Genomic DNA, 15,856 nt, shown 5'->3' on the forward strand with positions numbered 1-15,856 from the left:
TTATAACGGGTAGTATAATAAATCATTGTTTTATATATAGAAGGGTAGGAAACATAATGGAATTTAATGGATTTAGTGAAAAAGACTTTAAAACATTTGACATCGAAGGTCTTGATGAAAGAATGAAGGCCATACAAGAAAGAATTCAACCGAAATTCAAACTAATTGGTGAAGAATTAGTTGATTACCTTTCTGCATCTCTCGGAAACGAAATGTTTTTACATATCGCTAAGCATGCAAGAAGATCAGTTAATCCACCAAAAGATACATGGTTAGCTGTAGCAAATAATAAACGTGGATATAAAAAGCACCCACATTTTCAAGTTGGTTTATTTGATGATCACGTTTTTATCTGGCTCGCTTTAATTTATGAGTTACCAAATAAAGAAAAAATTGCTGAACACTTTTTAGAAAACTACAGACAACTCTCTCAATTGCCATCTGATTATGTAGTATCTTTAGATCACACAAAAAAAGAGTCCTTTCCTATATCTGAATTGTCTGAAGAAAACCTCGAGCGTTTTCGTGATGTAAAAAAAGCCGAATTCCTTATCGGTCGCCATGTTAAATCTTCAAGCAATTTATTAAATGATGGAGAAAAGTTTATAGCTTATACGAAACAAACAATCGATATGTTAATACCATTTTATAAAAAGGCATTATCGGTAAATTAATGGATTTTAGTTAAACCGAACAAATTCAAATAAATTTGTTCGGTTTTTTATAATTTCGAATTATTCACATCGTCACTTTTTTACCGTGATTTAGTTCCTTTGCTTTTTTAATGGTTTTATAACAAGAATATCCTGACTCTTTTTCAAACTGATTACACAGTTTTTTCTCTTCACTCTTCCCAGGCACGATTTGTTTGAATCTAGTATATGCAATTAATATGTCCTCTTGCTTTACACCCATTTCATAAGCATTTTCAATAATTGAAAAAAAATTCACAACATCGATTACCTCTTCTTTAGACCATGTTTCATCAATAGGATAACTATAACTCAATTTTCACGACTCCTTTCTAACATTTTTTAAAGGAAACATAAAACCAAACTACTTTAATTTTTTTCAACAAGTAGTAAACAATATACGTTAACTACCAAATATAATTACATTATCTTTAAATAGCTTATCATGAATGGTACAATTTTGGCTAAAGCTAGCCATATGTAAAATGTTTTGCTATAATTCTTATGTTTTCTAAATTTTCAGTAAGAGGTGCACCTATTTTATGTCTTCTCAAAACGAAACACCATTATTTACAGGTCTACTTAATCATGTACGCAAAAATCCAACTCAATTTCATATACCTGGTCATAAAAAAGGTGTAGGAATCGATCCAGATTTCAGGGAATTTATTGGAGATAACGCTCTCTCGATTGATTTAATTAATATCCAACCATTAGATGACCTTCATCACCCACAAGGGATGATTAAAGAAGCACAGGATTTAGCAGCTAAAGCCTTTGGAGCTGATTTTACTTTCTTTTCTGTACAAGGTACTAGCGGAGCTATTATGACAATGGTACTGAGTGTTTGTGGTCCTGGTGACAAGATTATCGTACCAAGAAATGTTCATAAATCGGTTACAACAGCCATCATTTTTTCCGGTGCAACTCCAATATTTATCCAACCGGAGTTAGATGAAAACTTGGGAATCTCTCATGGTATAACTCCTGGCGTTGTCGAAAAAGCTTTACAAGCTCACCCAGATGCAAAAGGAGTATTAGTTATTAACCCAACCTATTTCGGGATTGCTGCTGACTTAAAGAAAATAGTTGAAATCTCTCATGCTCACCATGTACCTGTTTTGGTAGATGAAGCTCATGGAGTACATATTCATTTTCATGATGAATTGCCGATTTCAGCTATGGAAGCTGGAGCAGATTTAGCAGCAACAAGCGTACATAAACTAGGGGGGTCTATGACACAAAGTTCAGTTCTAAATTTAAAAGAAGGTTTAGTATCTCATGAACGTGTTCAAAGTGTTTTATCCATGTTAACAACAACATCTACCTCTTATATTCTTTTAGCTTCACTTGATGTTGCAAGAAAACAATTGGCAATTAGAGGAAAAGAATTAATTAACAAAACGATTGAACTTGCACAACGGACACGACTAGAAATAAATGATATTCCGTATCTTTACTGTGTTGGACAAGAAATATTAGGAAGTGATGCTACATTTAATTTTGATCCTACTAAATTAATTATTTCAGTCAAAAAACTTGGTATGACAGGCTATGATGTTGAAGTGTGGCTGCGTAAAAACTATAACATTGAAGTTGAATTATCAGATATGTACAACATTCTATGCATAATTACACCCGGTGATACTGAAAAAGAAACTTCACTTTTGGTAAATGCTCTAGGAAAGCTAGCCAAAGATTCAGAAGTAACCGCTATTGAAAAGATTGTTAAGGTTACTATTCCAGATATTCCGTTGTTAGCCATAACACCTAGAGATGCCTTTTATGCCGAAATAGAGGTAATAAATTTAAATGATGCTGCAGGGAGAATTAGCGCGGAATCAATCATGATTTACCCTCCTGGGATCCCAATATTTATCCCTGGAGAAATTATAACTGAGGAAAATCTAAGTTACATTAACGAAAACATGGAAGCAGGCTTACCAGTACAAGGGTTAGAAGATGAAACATTACGAACAATCCATGTAATAAAAGAACATAAACCATTTCAATAAGACATACACAAGTATATATAAATAAAAGAGGCTTGTATCCAAGAATTATAGCTTTCGATACAAGCCTTATTAGGTTATTAAGGCGTCTTTATTAAATTAGGATCTAACATCTCATACCCTTTTTTTCTTAGCCCCTTAACAATATCCTCAAGTGCAGCCGCTGTCCACTCCCTATCATGCATCAATAGATTTGCTCCTGGTTTAAGTAAAGAATATGGGACATCAACTTCTGGTCCTTCTCCTGTAACCATGGCTGTTGTCAGTTTTTCGGCATCCATATAAGGTTTAAAGTAATCATAACCATATGTCCAATTCATTAACAACATACCTTCTTCTTTTACAAAGTTTGTCACAAAATCTGTGTTCACTCCATGTGGAGCTCTGAAAAACTTAGGCCTTTCCCCTATGATTTCTTCTATTCGATTACTTAAAGACAATATTTCTTCTTTTTGCTTATCTTCAGATACGTCATCAAGTTTTTGGTGTGTGTATGTATGATTCCCTATCGAAAAACCCATTTCATGGATTTGTTTAAGTATTTCTTTTTCCTCATCTGTTTCTAAGAAATGACCATTAACAAAAAATATTGCAGGTGCACCCAGTGATTTTAATGTTTTAGCCATTTCCAAAGTATATTGATCTGGTGCATCATCAATTGTAAGCAAAACAACCTGTTCATTCGCATCCGAAATTGGAGTTAGATTCCAATTTTCTGGTATTAATTCATACTGGGGCTCTTTCTGTTTTTCTACTTCAGTTACATCAGCTTCATCAACATTTTCTTCTTCAGTTTCTTCTACTGCAATATCAGCTTCTTGCTGACTATCAGTAGAGGGTTCTTCACTTTCATCCTCACTAGGCGTTTCTTTTTGTTCTGCAATCTTCTCACCTGTTTCCTCTGTACCCTCTTGTCCAGATTCATCATTGTTACAACCTGTAAGAACAAAAATAAATAATGTTACAAAAATAACTATTACCCGATTTTTCAACGAAAACCCTCCTGATGTTTAATATTTAATTTCTATTATAATGGATAAGTTAGACTAAATGCTGACTTTTTTGTATTTAATTTGGAATTTAATAATATCTTAATATCTTGAAAATCATAAAACAAGAATAACCTCATATTTCAAAGGTGACTACCTATGTATCATTCCTTTAAACCTCTCCCCTAGGGCAATTAAGGCAAGCCTCAGTGTGGTTTTCTTTGGGCACATATAGACTAAGACTAGGGCAATCTTTTCATGCCAATTATAAAATAAAAGCCTATGTTTGCAGTTGCAAACATAGGCTTTAACTATTTACTTAACAATATGAATTGGTGTACCCATTGCAACTTCTGCTGCTTCCATAGTAATTTCACCAAGTGTAGGGTGAGCATGAATAGTAAGCGCTAAGTCTTCAGCGGTCATACCAGATTCAATAGCTAATCCTAACTCAGCAACCATGTCACTAGCATTAGGTCCAACAATTTGAGCTCCAATTAATAAACCATCCTCTTTACGAGTGATTAGTTTTACGAAACCATCACTATCATTTAAAGATAGTGCACGCCCATTTGCAGCAAATGGGAATTTCGAAGCTGCTGCATCATAACCAGCATCTTTAGCGCCTTCTTCTGTATAACCAACAGATGCTAATTCTGGGTCTGAGAAAACTACAGCAGGAATACCATTATAATCTATTTCAGATTTCTCACCTGCTATAGATTCAGCAGCAATTTTACCTTCGTATGAAGCTTTGTGTGCTAGCGGAGGCCCTGCTACAATATCTCCAATTGCATAGATATTATCAATGTTAGTACGACATTGCTTATCAATCTTAACAAGCCCTCTATCATCTAAGTCAATTCCAACTTGTTCTAGGCCAATTTCAGATGTATTTGGACGACGACCAACAGTAACAAGTACATAATCAGCCTCAACAGTTTCTTCTTTTCCTTTAACTTCATAGGATACTTTAACACCGTCTTTTGTCTCTTCTACACCTTTAGCCATAGCTTCAGTTACAATTTTGACACCTTTTTTCTTCAATTTACGTTTCACGATTGAAGTCATTTGTTTTTCGAAACCACTAAGAATGTCTTTAGCACCTTCTAAAATAGTTACTTCTGTTCCGAAGTTAGCATATGCAGTACCAAGTTCCGTACCAACATACCCACCTCCAATAACAACTAGCTTTTTCGGAATTTCTTTCAAGTCCAACGCACCAGTTGAATCTAAAACACGCTCCGTATATTTGAATGTAGGCAATTCAATAGGTGTAGACCCAGTAGCTATAATACAATTTTTAAAAGTATATGTCTGAGAATTTTTATCATCCATAACTTTCACTGTATTTTTATCAACGAAATAGACTTCACCTTTAACTACTTCGGCTTTGTTACCTTTTAGAAGGCCTTCTACACCGCTAGTAAGTTTGTTAACTACACTACTTTTCCATTCTTGTACTTTTGAAAAGTCAACATTCACTTTATCAGAAGTAATCCCCATACTTTCTGATCCATGAGCATATTCATAACGGTGACCCGCTTGGATTAATGCCTTAGAAGGGATACACCCTACGTTAAGACAAACTCCACCTAGCGTTCCTTTATCGACAATTGTTACTTTTTGGCCTGTTTGTGCAGCACGAATGGCAGCAACATAACCACCAGGACCTGCCCCAACTACAAGTGTATCTAACTCAATTGGAAAATCTCCTACTACCATAATTTACGCCTCCATCATAATTAATTGTGGATCGTTCAACAATCTCTTCATCTGATTTAATGCTAATTGTGCTGTCGCACCATCAACAATACGGTGATCAAAGCTCAATGACAATGACAATACTGGCGCAATTACAATTTCGCCATCACGTACTACAGGCTTTTCACCAATACGTCCGATTCCTAAGATTGCCGCTTCTGGATAGTTTAACACAGGAGTAAACCATTGGCCGCCTGCAGATCCAATGTTAGATATAGTACTTGAAGCACCCTTCATCTCATCAGAACCAAGCTTACCATCTCTAGCTTTTCCAGCTAATTCATTAATTTCCTGAGAAATAGCAAAGATAGATTTAGCATCTGCATTTTTCACAACAGGAACTAATAAACCTTTTTCAGTATCTGCAGCAATACCAATATTATAGTAATGCTTCTGTACGATTTCATCCGTAGCATCATCAATTGATGCATTTAGGATTGGGTATTTTCTTAAAGCAGATACTAGTGCTTTAACCACATACGGTAAATAAGTTAATTTAATATCTTGTTCAGCAGCAACTGCTTTGAATTTCTTTCTATGAGCAACTAATTCAGTTACATCGATTTCATCATGTAATGTAACGTGAGGTGCTTTTGTTTTAGAATTAACCATTGCCTTAGCAATTGCTTTACGGATTCCACTCATCTTTTCACGAGTCTCTGGGAATTGTCCTTCAGGGACAGATTGCTTAGAAGCTTCTGGCGCTACATTGTCTTGTTGTTCTTGCGCTTCACCTTTTTCAGTTTCTGGTTGGTCACCATTTAAGAAAGCATCAATGTCAGCTTTGATAATACGACCATTTTTTCCAGACCCTTGAACATTACTAATATTAACATCATTTTCTCTTGCATATTTACGAACTGATGGCATAGCAATAACACGATCATTGCTATCAGATGTTTGTTCCTTAGCAGATGACGTTTTTTCTGCTGCAGCTGGTTTTTTCTCTTCTTCTGCAGGCTTTTCTTCTTTAGGAGCTTCTTCAGAAGGTTCTTCACTTCCACCTTCGTCTTCATATCCTTCTGCATCAATTGTAATAATTGTTTGTCCAACTGTTGCAACAGTTCCTTCATCAAAATGTACTTCTTTGACTGTTCCTTCTACTGGGGAAGGAATTTCTACAACTGCTTTATCATTTTGCACTTCGCAAAGTACATCATCTTCTTTTATTTCTTCACCAGCTTTTACAAACCATTTAACTATCTCACCCTCATGAATTCCTTCACCAATATCTGGTAGTTTAAATTCAAAAGCCATAATAATTACCTCCCATCTTAAGTTCTACTTAAAAATTAATTACCTGATTTACTCTTTCAATAATATCATTGTAGTTTGGTAACCAAACTTCTTCTGCTTGTGTAAATGCATATACAGTATCAGGTGCTGCAACTCTTAAAACAGGAGCTTCTAAATGAAGTATTGCTTTTTCTTGAATTTCAGCAATAATATGCGAAGCCATACCAGCTTGACGTTGCGCTTCCTGTACTACTACTACACGATTAGTTTTTTCTACAGATTTTAAAACTGTTTCGAAATCAATAGGCATTACAGTGCGTAAATCAATTACTTCCGCTTGAATACCATCTTTCTCTAGTTCTTCTGCAGCTTTAAGACATGAATGAACCATCGCTCCATATGCTACTAATGTAACGTCACTACCTTCACGTTTCACATCTGCTTTTCCTAATTCAATTGTGTACTCTTCTTCAGGTACTTCAGCACGGAAAGAACGGTACAATTTCATGTGTTCTAAAAATACAACCGGATCGTTGTCACGAATAGACGCTAGTAACAAACCTTTTGCATCATAAGGTGTTGATGGAATAACCACTTTCAGTCCTGGTTGTTGAGCCATCAAACCTTCTAGTGAGTCAGCGTGTAATTCAGGTGTGTGTACTCCACCACCGAAAGGCGAACGGATTGTAATTGGCGCATTTTGTGTTCCACCTGAACGGTACCTAATACGTGCAATCTGTCCACTAATTGCATCCATTGCTTCATATACGAAACCAAAGAATTGAATCTCAGGTACTGGGCGGAAACCTTGCATTGCAAGACCAAATGCTAGACCACCAATACCTGACTCGGCTAATGGTGTATCAAAAACGCGATCTTCACCAAATTGATCTTGTAATCCCTCTGTAGCACGGAATACTCCACCATTTTGACCAACATCTTCACCGAAGACCAATACATTTTCATCATTTTTTAATTCAATGCGCAGTGCATCAGTAATTGCTTGAATCATTGTCATTTGAGCCATGATTTACTTCGACTCCTTTGCTTTATATTCTTCCATTTGTTCTTGTAAGTGAGCTGGAAGTTCTTCGTACATATTTTCCATTAAATCAGTCACTTTTTGTTTTGGATATTCGTCTGCTTTCTTAATTGCAGCTTTTATTTCATCTTTAGCTTTATCAATAACTTTGTTTTCTTCATCTTCAGACCATAGTCCTTTGTTTTCCAAGAACTTACGGAAACGAACAAGTGGATCTTTCTTCTCCCATTCGCTATCTAAATCTTCAGTACGGTAACGAGTTGGATCATCTCCAGCCATCGTATGCGGGCCATAACGATAAGTTAGTGTTTCAATTAGTGTTGGACCTTCACCATTAACGGCACGCTCACGTGCATCTTTTGTCGCAGCGTACACAGCTAATACGTCCATACCATCTACTTGAATACCTTCAATACCAGCAGCTACTGCTTTTTGTGCTAGTGTCTTAGCTGCAGTTTGTTTCTCAACCGGTACAGAAATAGCGAAATGGTTATTTTGTACTACAAATATCGCTGGGGCTTTATATGCACCTGCAAAGTTCATTCCTTCATAGAAATCACCTTGTGAAGTACCACCATCACCAGTATAAGTTATAGCAACAGATTTTTGTCCACGCTTCTTCATGCCCAAAGCAACACCAGCTGTTTGAACATATTGCGCACCAATAATAATTTGCGGACTAAGTGCATTAACACCCTCCGGAAATTGGTTACCATGGTAATGACCGCGAGAGAAAAGGAAAGCTTGATACAATGGAAGACCGTGCCAAATTATCTGTGGTACATCACGATAAGCCGGAAGAATAAAATCTTCTTTCTCAAGTGCATATTGCGTTCCAAGTTGTGAAGCCTCTTGACCAGCAGTTGGAGCATAGAAACCTAATCTCCCTTGGCGATTTAGAGCGATAGAACGTTGATCTAAAATTCTCGTATATACCATTCTATGCATTAATTCTTTCAATTCATCATCTGATAAATCTGGCATTGCATCTTCATTAATAATTTTGCCATCTTCATTCAGAATTTGAAACGTTTCAAACTGATCTTCAATATTTTCAAGTGTACGTTTCAAAAGAATCACCTCTTCCTTTCTATTCCTCTTTTAATTTATCGATATATATCTTTCCCAAAAGTTGAAAAAATCTGTACCATTTCAATTATTTATACATTACCCCACTAGTTTGGTTTTTAATCTTTATATGTATTTCTTCAAACTGTTACATACAAAAAATTAAAATGACTGGTACAACTTTTATTCAGTTTATAGTTTAGCTTATTCAGTGGTGATGGTCAAACACTTTGACACTAATTATTATAAAATTATTATAAAATTGAATATAATAAGGGTAATCTGATGATGTTCATATTGTTATTTTCAACTATCTGTTTCACACTTGTTGTTGACCTGTACTAATATTTAAAAAAGGTTTTTAAATGGAACATAATTATTGTTCCCCAATTAATTGAAAAATAAGTTTTATAATTCATCTGAATAATTCACTTTATAATTGATATACCATCAATAAAAAAAGAAGCCTTCATAAAAATGAGGGCTTCCTCTTTTAAAAATTTGATTCTATTCATATTCTACATTTAATTCGGCTATTTCATAAAATTCTTCTTTTAATTTATTATATTCATCTGTTTTTTCGTTAAATAACTCATTGGCTTCTAAAACCTTATCATAATTCTCATTAACTGATGTAATATGATTTTTCAGAGTTTCTTCTTCTAACTCTTCGTCTTGAAGCATTTCATATAATTCTCTATCTTTTTCTAATGATGCATTATAAGATTCATGCAACGCTAAATAGGCATTGTATCTATCTTCCATGGCTTGATAAACTTGTTCTGCTTTTTCTTTAACGTCTTCTTCTTCTATTTCTTCAATCATAGGTTCTACCTTTTCAAATTCTTCTTTAGCAGCATCAATGCTTTCTTTTTCTACCTTGAGAATCTCTTGACGTTCTTCTATCTTTCCTAGAGCTTCTTGAGATAATTCTTTTACTTGATCTAATTCATCAAGACCTAAGTTTATAATTTCTTCGTATAATGCTTTTTCTTCTTCCTCTAAAGCTACGAGTGGTTCCTGTTGTTCTGCAAAAGTATCTTCTAAAGAAACAGCACTCTCCATATGCTCGTACATTTTTTGAGGTGTAGATTCACCACTACATGCTCCTAATAATAGGATTATACTTACAAATACAACTGTGGGGATTATCTTAATTTGCACTATTTTTCCTCCTATCATCTAGTTGAACTATTCTTGTTTATTTTTCTAACAAATAGTATAACATATGATTACTTTGATTTACTCTAACTTATTTTATGAAAATAAAATTCAATTAATGCTACTTACTCCTTTTTCGAGTTCCATTAAACAAGATGTCTATGTTAAACTATTATTCATTAATACAAGCAACTTGAGGAGTGAAATACATGATTACAATGGATGACATTGTACGTGAAGGTAACCCAATCTTAAACAAAGTAGCAACTATAGTACCGTTACCTCCTAGCCTAGAGGATAAACAAATACTTGAGGAAATGTTACAGTATTTAAAAAATAGTCAAGATGAAGAAATCGCCCAAGAATATCAGTTAAGACCAGGTGTTGGGTTAGCAGCACCTCAAATTGGCTTATCTAAGCGAATGATTGCCTTACATTTTGAAGATTTAGATGAAAAAATGTATTCTTATGGGTTGTTTAATCCAAAAATCATTAGTCATTCAGTAGAAAAGACTTATTTATCTACTGGTGAAGGTTGTCTCTCTGTTGATCGGGAAGTACCAGGTTATGTCCCTAGACATGCAAGAATTACCGTAAGTGCGACTGATTTAGATGGAAATAAAGTAAAGCTTCGCCTTAAAGGTTTTGCAGCAATTGTATTTCAACATGAAATTGACCATTTAAATGGCATCATGTTCTACGATCATATTAATAAAGATGATCCGTTTTATGAACCAGAAAATTCAAAACCTGTCGATCAGTGATTAAACCATCTAACTGTTTAACCTCTGATTGATTAGGTTACATAAAAATTAAGCGGATTATTAATTATCAGTTTACATTCAGGCAAGCATATGTATATGCTTGCTTGACTTAACATGGACATTTTCATATAAAATGATTAGTAAGTAAACTACCTAACAATCTCACACCGTGATTTTCCTTTATAAAAATGATTAGCCATTATTAATAACTGCATAAGATTAAGATTTAAACGAATCCTAAAGATACTTAAATCCGTTAATAACGAAAAGATAAATTAATTTATTATCGTATATTGATACGTTTCTATTTCAATATTTACCAAATTAAATTATACTAGTCTTAAGAGGGATTGGATCGGTTTAAACGTTTTGTCGCTTTTCTTTAGTATAAAGAAAGGAGCTGTTAGAAATAATGTTAAAACGTTTAAGGGAAAAGCTGAAAAAACGATGGAAAGAATTATTAGGACGAAATAAACGTGTTCCCAGCGCTTGTAAGGAAGATATCCATTAATAACCTACTAAATTACCAGGCAGAATTCTAATAAATTAAAATGCTATGTATGAAGAAATAAATCAATTTTCAACGAAGAATAAGGAGAGATTTATATGATATTCAAAGTGTTATATCAGGAAATTCCTAACGAAGTTCCTGTAAGAGAAAGAACTAAAAGCTTATATTATGAAGCTACAAACGAAAGACAAGTACGTACTCAACTAGCAGACCGCAAGCTGAACATTGAGTTTATCCAGCCTTTAAACGATGCACATTTACAATATGAACAAGAATCCGAAGACTTTGTAGTGGAGAATGCGTAACAGATGAAGTTTGTAAAAAACGATCAAACAGCCGTATTTGCACTTGGTGGTCTAGGTGAAATTGGTAAAAACACCTATGCAGTTCAATTCCAAGATGAAATTATCCTTATCGATGCGGGGATTAAATTTCCCGAAGATGAATTACTAGGAATTGATTATGTAATTCCAGACTATACCTATCTTGTACAAAATCAAGATAAAATTAAAGGTTTATTTGTAACACATGGGCACGAAGATCATATTGGTGGTATTCCTTATCTGCTTAGAGAGATTAATATCCCAATATATGCTGGAAAACTTGCGATCGGACTTATAAAGAATAAATTAGATGAACATGGTCTTTTACGAAATGCAAAACTTCATACTTTTCAAGAGGACGATGTCATTAAATTTCGTAAAACATCAGTAACATTTTTTAGAACTACACATAGCATCCCTGATTCATACGGAATTGTAGTAAAAACACCTCCTGGAAATATCGTTCACACTGGTGATTTTAAGTTTGACTTTACACCAGTAGGCGAGCCCGCCAATTTAGCTAAAATGGCTGAGATTGGTAAAGAGGGAGTTCTTTGTTTGTTATCAGACAGTACAAATAGTGAAGTGCCTGGCTTTACGATGTCTGAAAAAGTAGTAGGAGAAAGTATTAATGATGTCTTTACTAGGGTAGATGGTAGAATTATTTTTGCAACTTTCGCTTCTAATATTCACCGTCTCCAGCAAATGGTAGAAGGTGCCGTTAGGAATAATAGAAAAGTTGCAGTGTTTGGACGCAGTATGGAAGCATCTATCAATATAGGACTTGAATTAGGATATATTAAAGCGCCTAAAGAAACATTTATTGATGCACACCAAATTAATCGTCTACCTGCCAATGAAGTAGCAATTCTCTGTACGGGTTCTCAAGGTGAACCTATGGCTGCCCTTTCTAGAGTTGCAAATGGAACACACAGACAGATCCAAATAATACCTGGCGATACTGTTGTATTTTCTTCCTCCCCAATCCCTGGGAATACAGTTAGTGTTAGCAGAATAATAAATATGCTTTATCGCGCTGGTGCAGATGTAATTCATGGTCCTCTTAGTGACATCCATACCTCTGGTCATGGAGGACAACAAGAACAGAAATTAATGTTACGTTTAATTAATCCTAAGTTCTTCATGCCAATTCATGGTGAATATCGGATGCTTAAAGAGCATACGAAACTTGCCCAATTATGTGACGTTGATCCGAGCAATTGTTTTGTGATGGATAATGGAGATGTTTTAGCTCTTGGAAAAGAAAATGCTTCAATTGCTGGAAAAATCCCATCTGGATCCATTTACGTTGATGGAAGTGGAATTGGAGATATCGGTAATATTGTTTTAAGAGATCGTCGAATTCTATCTGAAGAAGGTCTTGTAATTGTAGTAGTAAGTATTAATATGAAAGAATTTAGAATTGCATCAGGTCCAGATATTATATCGAGAGGTTTCGTATATATGCGTGAATCTGAAGATTTAATTAACGAGGCACAAAAGCTTGTGTCCTCCCACTTAGACAAAGTGATGGAAAGAAAGACCACTCAATGGTCTGAAATCAAAAATGAAATAACTGACACGATTGCACCATTCTTATACGAAAAAACTAAACGTAAACCAATGATTTTACCGATTATTATGGAAGTACAATAAAAATAAACCTCCTTTTCTAAATGAAAAGGAGGTTTATTAATTTCGTCTAGACATTTATATGAAAGATTAAAAAATAAATTTCCTTGAAGACAACCATCTCATTATTGTGTATTAAGGATTACTCATCATCTACAACAAGATTTTTTTCAAATCGTGATATGTCTTTATCCGCTCCAATCACGATTAATATATCTCCTCGATTAATTGTTTCTGTAGCCATAGGTGAAACATTTATTTCTTTTGTATTGGCATGTTTAATTGCCACTACGTTACACCCATAATTCGCACGAATATCTAACTCAACTAAAGTCTTGCCACACATCCTTGATCCAGCTTTCACTTCTACAATACTATGGTCATCAGAGAGCTCCAGGTGATCTAAAATATTATTCGAAATAATACTATGGGCTATACGCTTTCCCATATCCCGTTCTGGATGGACAACTTGATTTGCGCCAATCTTATTTAAAATCTTTTCATGATAGTCGTTTTGTGCTTTTACTGTTATTTTTTTAACTCCTAATTCTGTTAGCATTAATGTAGTCAAAATACTAGCCTGGATATTATCACCAATTGCTACTATAACATGGTCTATGTTACGAATCCCTAATTCTTTTAAAACTTTTTCATCTGTAGCATCAGCAATAACTGCATGTGATGCTATATTTTTGAATTCATTAACTTTATCTTCTTCTGTGTCAATAGCTAAAACTTCCATACCTTCTTCGCTTAATTCACGACAAATACTTCCGCCAAATCGACCTAATCCAATTACAGCAAATTCTCTTTTCATGACAATTTCCTCCATATTAACTTCTACTTTTATCAGTCTATCATATTTTGCTTAGTAAGGGGAATGTACTTTTACCACACCACCGTATTTAATAATGTTTTAATATTATTATTTCTCAACTTCGTAGTTGATATAAAGTGCGCATTAACTTTATCGTAACCTCTTTACATTCTTTTTAAGATGAGTGGTTAATCTAGCGCTACGGAAAAATACTCCCTTTCCGGAGGGCAGCACCTTAGCCTCCTCGGTCACACACAACGTTTCCTTGAAAAACCCACATGTCCAACCAGACACCGCAATGGATGAAAATGGGTTTAGAGGGTTAATGATGAATTATCCTGTTAATCATAGTAACGCAGGTCTAAGGTCGTTTCTTTTTTGGTGGACATAAACCCCGACTTGAAAACCGATCTATTGTATTCATGAGTATCGCTGATTGTTGCCATAGAGCACGTGTATAAAAATACTCGCTCGAGAATACATGACCTAGCATATAAACAAGGATGGGTTAATTATGGATGCTATTTTGGAACGAGTTGCAGGACTTGATGTTCATCAAGAGACAGTTGTTGCGTGTGTATTATATGGTCATTTAGACTACAAACCCAAAAGAAAGACAAAAACATTTGGAACGACAACAAAAGAATTATTAAATCTACAGGACTGGCTTGCAGAACTTAAGGTAACAGATGTTGCAATGGAAAGTACTGGAGTCTATTGGAAACCAGTTTGGAACATTCTAGAGGGGAGTTTTACACTTGTGCTTGCCAATGCACAACGAATCAAGAATGTACCTGGTAGAAAAACTGATGTATCCGATGCTTATTGGATCGCAAAACTGTTACGTGCAGGACTCGTTGAATCTAGTTTCGTTCCACCTATAGAAATAAGAGACTTACGAGATTTAACACGATATCGTCGAAAGCTTTTAGGTCATACAACATCCGAAAAAAATAGAATCCATAAAATATTACAAGATGCCAATATCAAATTGAGTACCTACATCACAGATCTATTCGGTGTATCTGGACGTGCTTTATTAAAAGCGATTCTCAATGGAGAAGTAATAGAATCCGACCAAGTAATGGGAATGGTAAAAACAACACTCAAGAAAAAAGTGCCCCAAATCGTGGAAGCTTTAAACGGTCGAGTTCGCCTTCATCATCGAGAACTGATTACAATGCATTATGACCACCTCCTTTACATTGAGAAACAAGTCGAAGAATTAGAAAGTAAGATTGCTCAATTAGTAACCCCCTATCAGGAAGAGATTAACTTATTAATAACCATTCCGGGTATTAAAAAAGATGCAGCAGCGACCATCTTAGCGGAAATAGGTATTGATATGTCTAACTTTCCAACTGATAGACACCTATCATCATGGAGTGGACTTAGCCCTGGTAATAATGAAAGTGCCGGTAAAAAAAAAGGTTCCAAATCGAACAAAGGAAATAAAGGTTTAAAAGCAGTCCTATGCCAAGTAAGTTGGGCTGCAATGAAAAAGAGGGACAGTAGGTTAGCTTCCTTTTATTATCGTTTAGTAAAAACACGTGGACCAAGAAAAGCAAATATGGCACTAGCACATTTAATATTAAAAATTATTTACCAGATGTTAAAAACAAAAACTTCATATGAAGAATTAGGTTGGGACTACCTTCCAAAAAAAGAAAGGAAAAAAGATTACTTTATAAAAAAACTTCAACATATGGGCTATGAAGTAGATATTCAAGAAATCAAACCCGCATAAATATTTTAATAGCCAAATTTTTTAAAATGAATTTATTCATTTTAGGGAGAGTACTTTTTTGCGCCAAAATTATTGAAAACCTCCATTTTCGTATAAAA

The 15,856-nt window shown here is 34.8% G+C and carries 14 protein-coding genes; 6 read left to right on the forward strand and 8 right to left on the reverse strand.

Features of this window, described 5'->3' with window-relative positions:
- Positions 1-56 precede the first annotated feature (56 nt).
- Complete coding sequence (locus QQS35_RS12750) at positions 57-674, forward strand: YktB family protein (RefSeq protein WP_285932538.1); 618 nt, start codon at positions 57-59, stop codon at positions 672-674.
- Positions 675-738: 64 nt separating this feature from the next.
- Here the strand turns inward: QQS35_RS12750 and QQS35_RS12755 are convergent, their stop codons facing one another.
- On the reverse strand, positions 739-1,008 hold the full coding sequence (locus tag QQS35_RS12755; RefSeq protein WP_285932539.1) for a UPF0223 family protein: 270 nt from the start codon (positions 1,006-1,008) through the stop codon (positions 739-741).
- 226 nt (positions 1,009-1,234) lie between these two features.
- Between QQS35_RS12755 and QQS35_RS12760 the strand changes: the two genes are divergently transcribed.
- Positions 1,235-2,707, forward strand: a complete 1,473-nt coding sequence (locus tag QQS35_RS12760) for an aminotransferase class I/II-fold pyridoxal phosphate-dependent enzyme (RefSeq protein WP_285932540.1) — start codon at positions 1,235-1,237, stop codon at positions 2,705-2,707.
- Positions 2,708-2,784: 77 nt separating this feature from the next.
- Here the strand turns inward: QQS35_RS12760 and QQS35_RS12765 are convergent, their stop codons facing one another.
- The 6 genes from QQS35_RS12765 to QQS35_RS12790 form a co-directional block, all read right to left on the reverse strand.
- The gene (locus QQS35_RS12765) at positions 2,785-3,696 is read right to left on the reverse strand and encodes a polysaccharide deacetylase family protein (protein ID WP_285932541.1); all 912 of its coding nucleotides are present in this window, start codon (positions 3,694-3,696) and stop codon (positions 2,785-2,787) included.
- Positions 3,697-4,008: 312 nt separating this feature from the next.
- Complete coding sequence (gene lpdA / locus QQS35_RS12770) at positions 4,009-5,418, reverse strand: dihydrolipoyl dehydrogenase (RefSeq protein ID WP_285932542.1); 1,410 nt, start codon at positions 5,416-5,418, stop codon at positions 4,009-4,011.
- 3 nt (positions 5,419-5,421) lie between these two features.
- The gene (locus QQS35_RS12775) at positions 5,422-6,714 is read right to left on the reverse strand and encodes a dihydrolipoamide acetyltransferase family protein (RefSeq protein WP_285932543.1); all 1,293 of its coding nucleotides are present in this window, start codon (positions 6,712-6,714) and stop codon (positions 5,422-5,424) included.
- Between the two features lie 28 nt (positions 6,715-6,742).
- A complete protein-coding gene (locus tag QQS35_RS12780; protein WP_285932544.1) occupies positions 6,743-7,720 on the reverse strand; it encodes an alpha-ketoacid dehydrogenase subunit beta in 978 nt (325 codons plus the stop codon).
- Between the two features lie 3 nt (positions 7,721-7,723).
- Positions 7,724-8,806 carry a pyruvate dehydrogenase (acetyl-transferring) E1 component subunit alpha gene (gene pdhA / locus QQS35_RS12785; protein ID WP_285932545.1) on the reverse strand — a complete coding sequence of 361 codons (1,083 nt, stop codon included), beginning with the start codon at positions 8,804-8,806 and terminating at the stop codon, positions 7,724-7,726.
- Between the two features lie 504 nt (positions 8,807-9,310).
- The gene (locus QQS35_RS12790; RefSeq protein WP_285932546.1) at positions 9,311-9,967 is read right to left on the reverse strand and encodes a YkyA family protein; all 657 of its coding nucleotides are present in this window, start codon (positions 9,965-9,967) and stop codon (positions 9,311-9,313) included.
- A 206-nt stretch (positions 9,968-10,173) separates the two neighbouring features.
- Here QQS35_RS12790 and def point away from each other — a divergent pair, with 206 nt between their 5' ends.
- From def to rnjA, 3 genes are all read left to right on the forward strand, one after another.
- Positions 10,174-10,728 (forward strand): peptide deformylase, encoded by a 555-nt coding sequence (gene def, locus QQS35_RS12795; RefSeq protein ID WP_285932547.1) that lies wholly within the window; start codon positions 10,174-10,176, stop codon positions 10,726-10,728.
- A 606-nt stretch (positions 10,729-11,334) separates the two neighbouring features.
- A complete protein-coding gene (locus QQS35_RS12800) occupies positions 11,335-11,544 on the forward strand; it encodes a DNA-dependent RNA polymerase subunit epsilon (RefSeq protein ID WP_285932549.1) in 210 nt (69 codons plus the stop codon).
- A gap of 3 nt (positions 11,545-11,547) precedes the next feature.
- Entirely contained in the window at positions 11,548-13,218 is a 1,671-nt protein-coding gene (gene rnjA, locus QQS35_RS12805; RefSeq protein WP_285932550.1) for a ribonuclease J1, read from the forward strand.
- 118 nt (positions 13,219-13,336) lie between these two features.
- Here rnjA and QQS35_RS12810 read toward each other — a convergent pair whose 3' ends face one another.
- Positions 13,337-14,011: a potassium channel family protein gene (locus tag QQS35_RS12810; protein ID WP_285932551.1), complete on the reverse strand. Its 675-nt coding sequence runs from the start codon at positions 14,009-14,011 to the stop codon at positions 13,337-13,339.
- Positions 14,012-14,525: 514 nt separating this feature from the next.
- Between QQS35_RS12810 and QQS35_RS12815 the strand changes: the two genes are divergently transcribed.
- A complete protein-coding gene (locus tag QQS35_RS12815) occupies positions 14,526-15,758 on the forward strand; it encodes an IS110 family RNA-guided transposase (RefSeq protein WP_285932552.1) in 1,233 nt (410 codons plus the stop codon).
- Positions 15,759-15,856 lie beyond the last annotated feature (98 nt).

This window comes from Aquibacillus rhizosphaerae (assembly GCF_030282825.1).
Classification (GTDB): domain Bacteria; phylum Bacillota; class Bacilli; order Bacillales; family Amphibacillaceae; genus Aquibacillus_C; species Aquibacillus_C rhizosphaerae.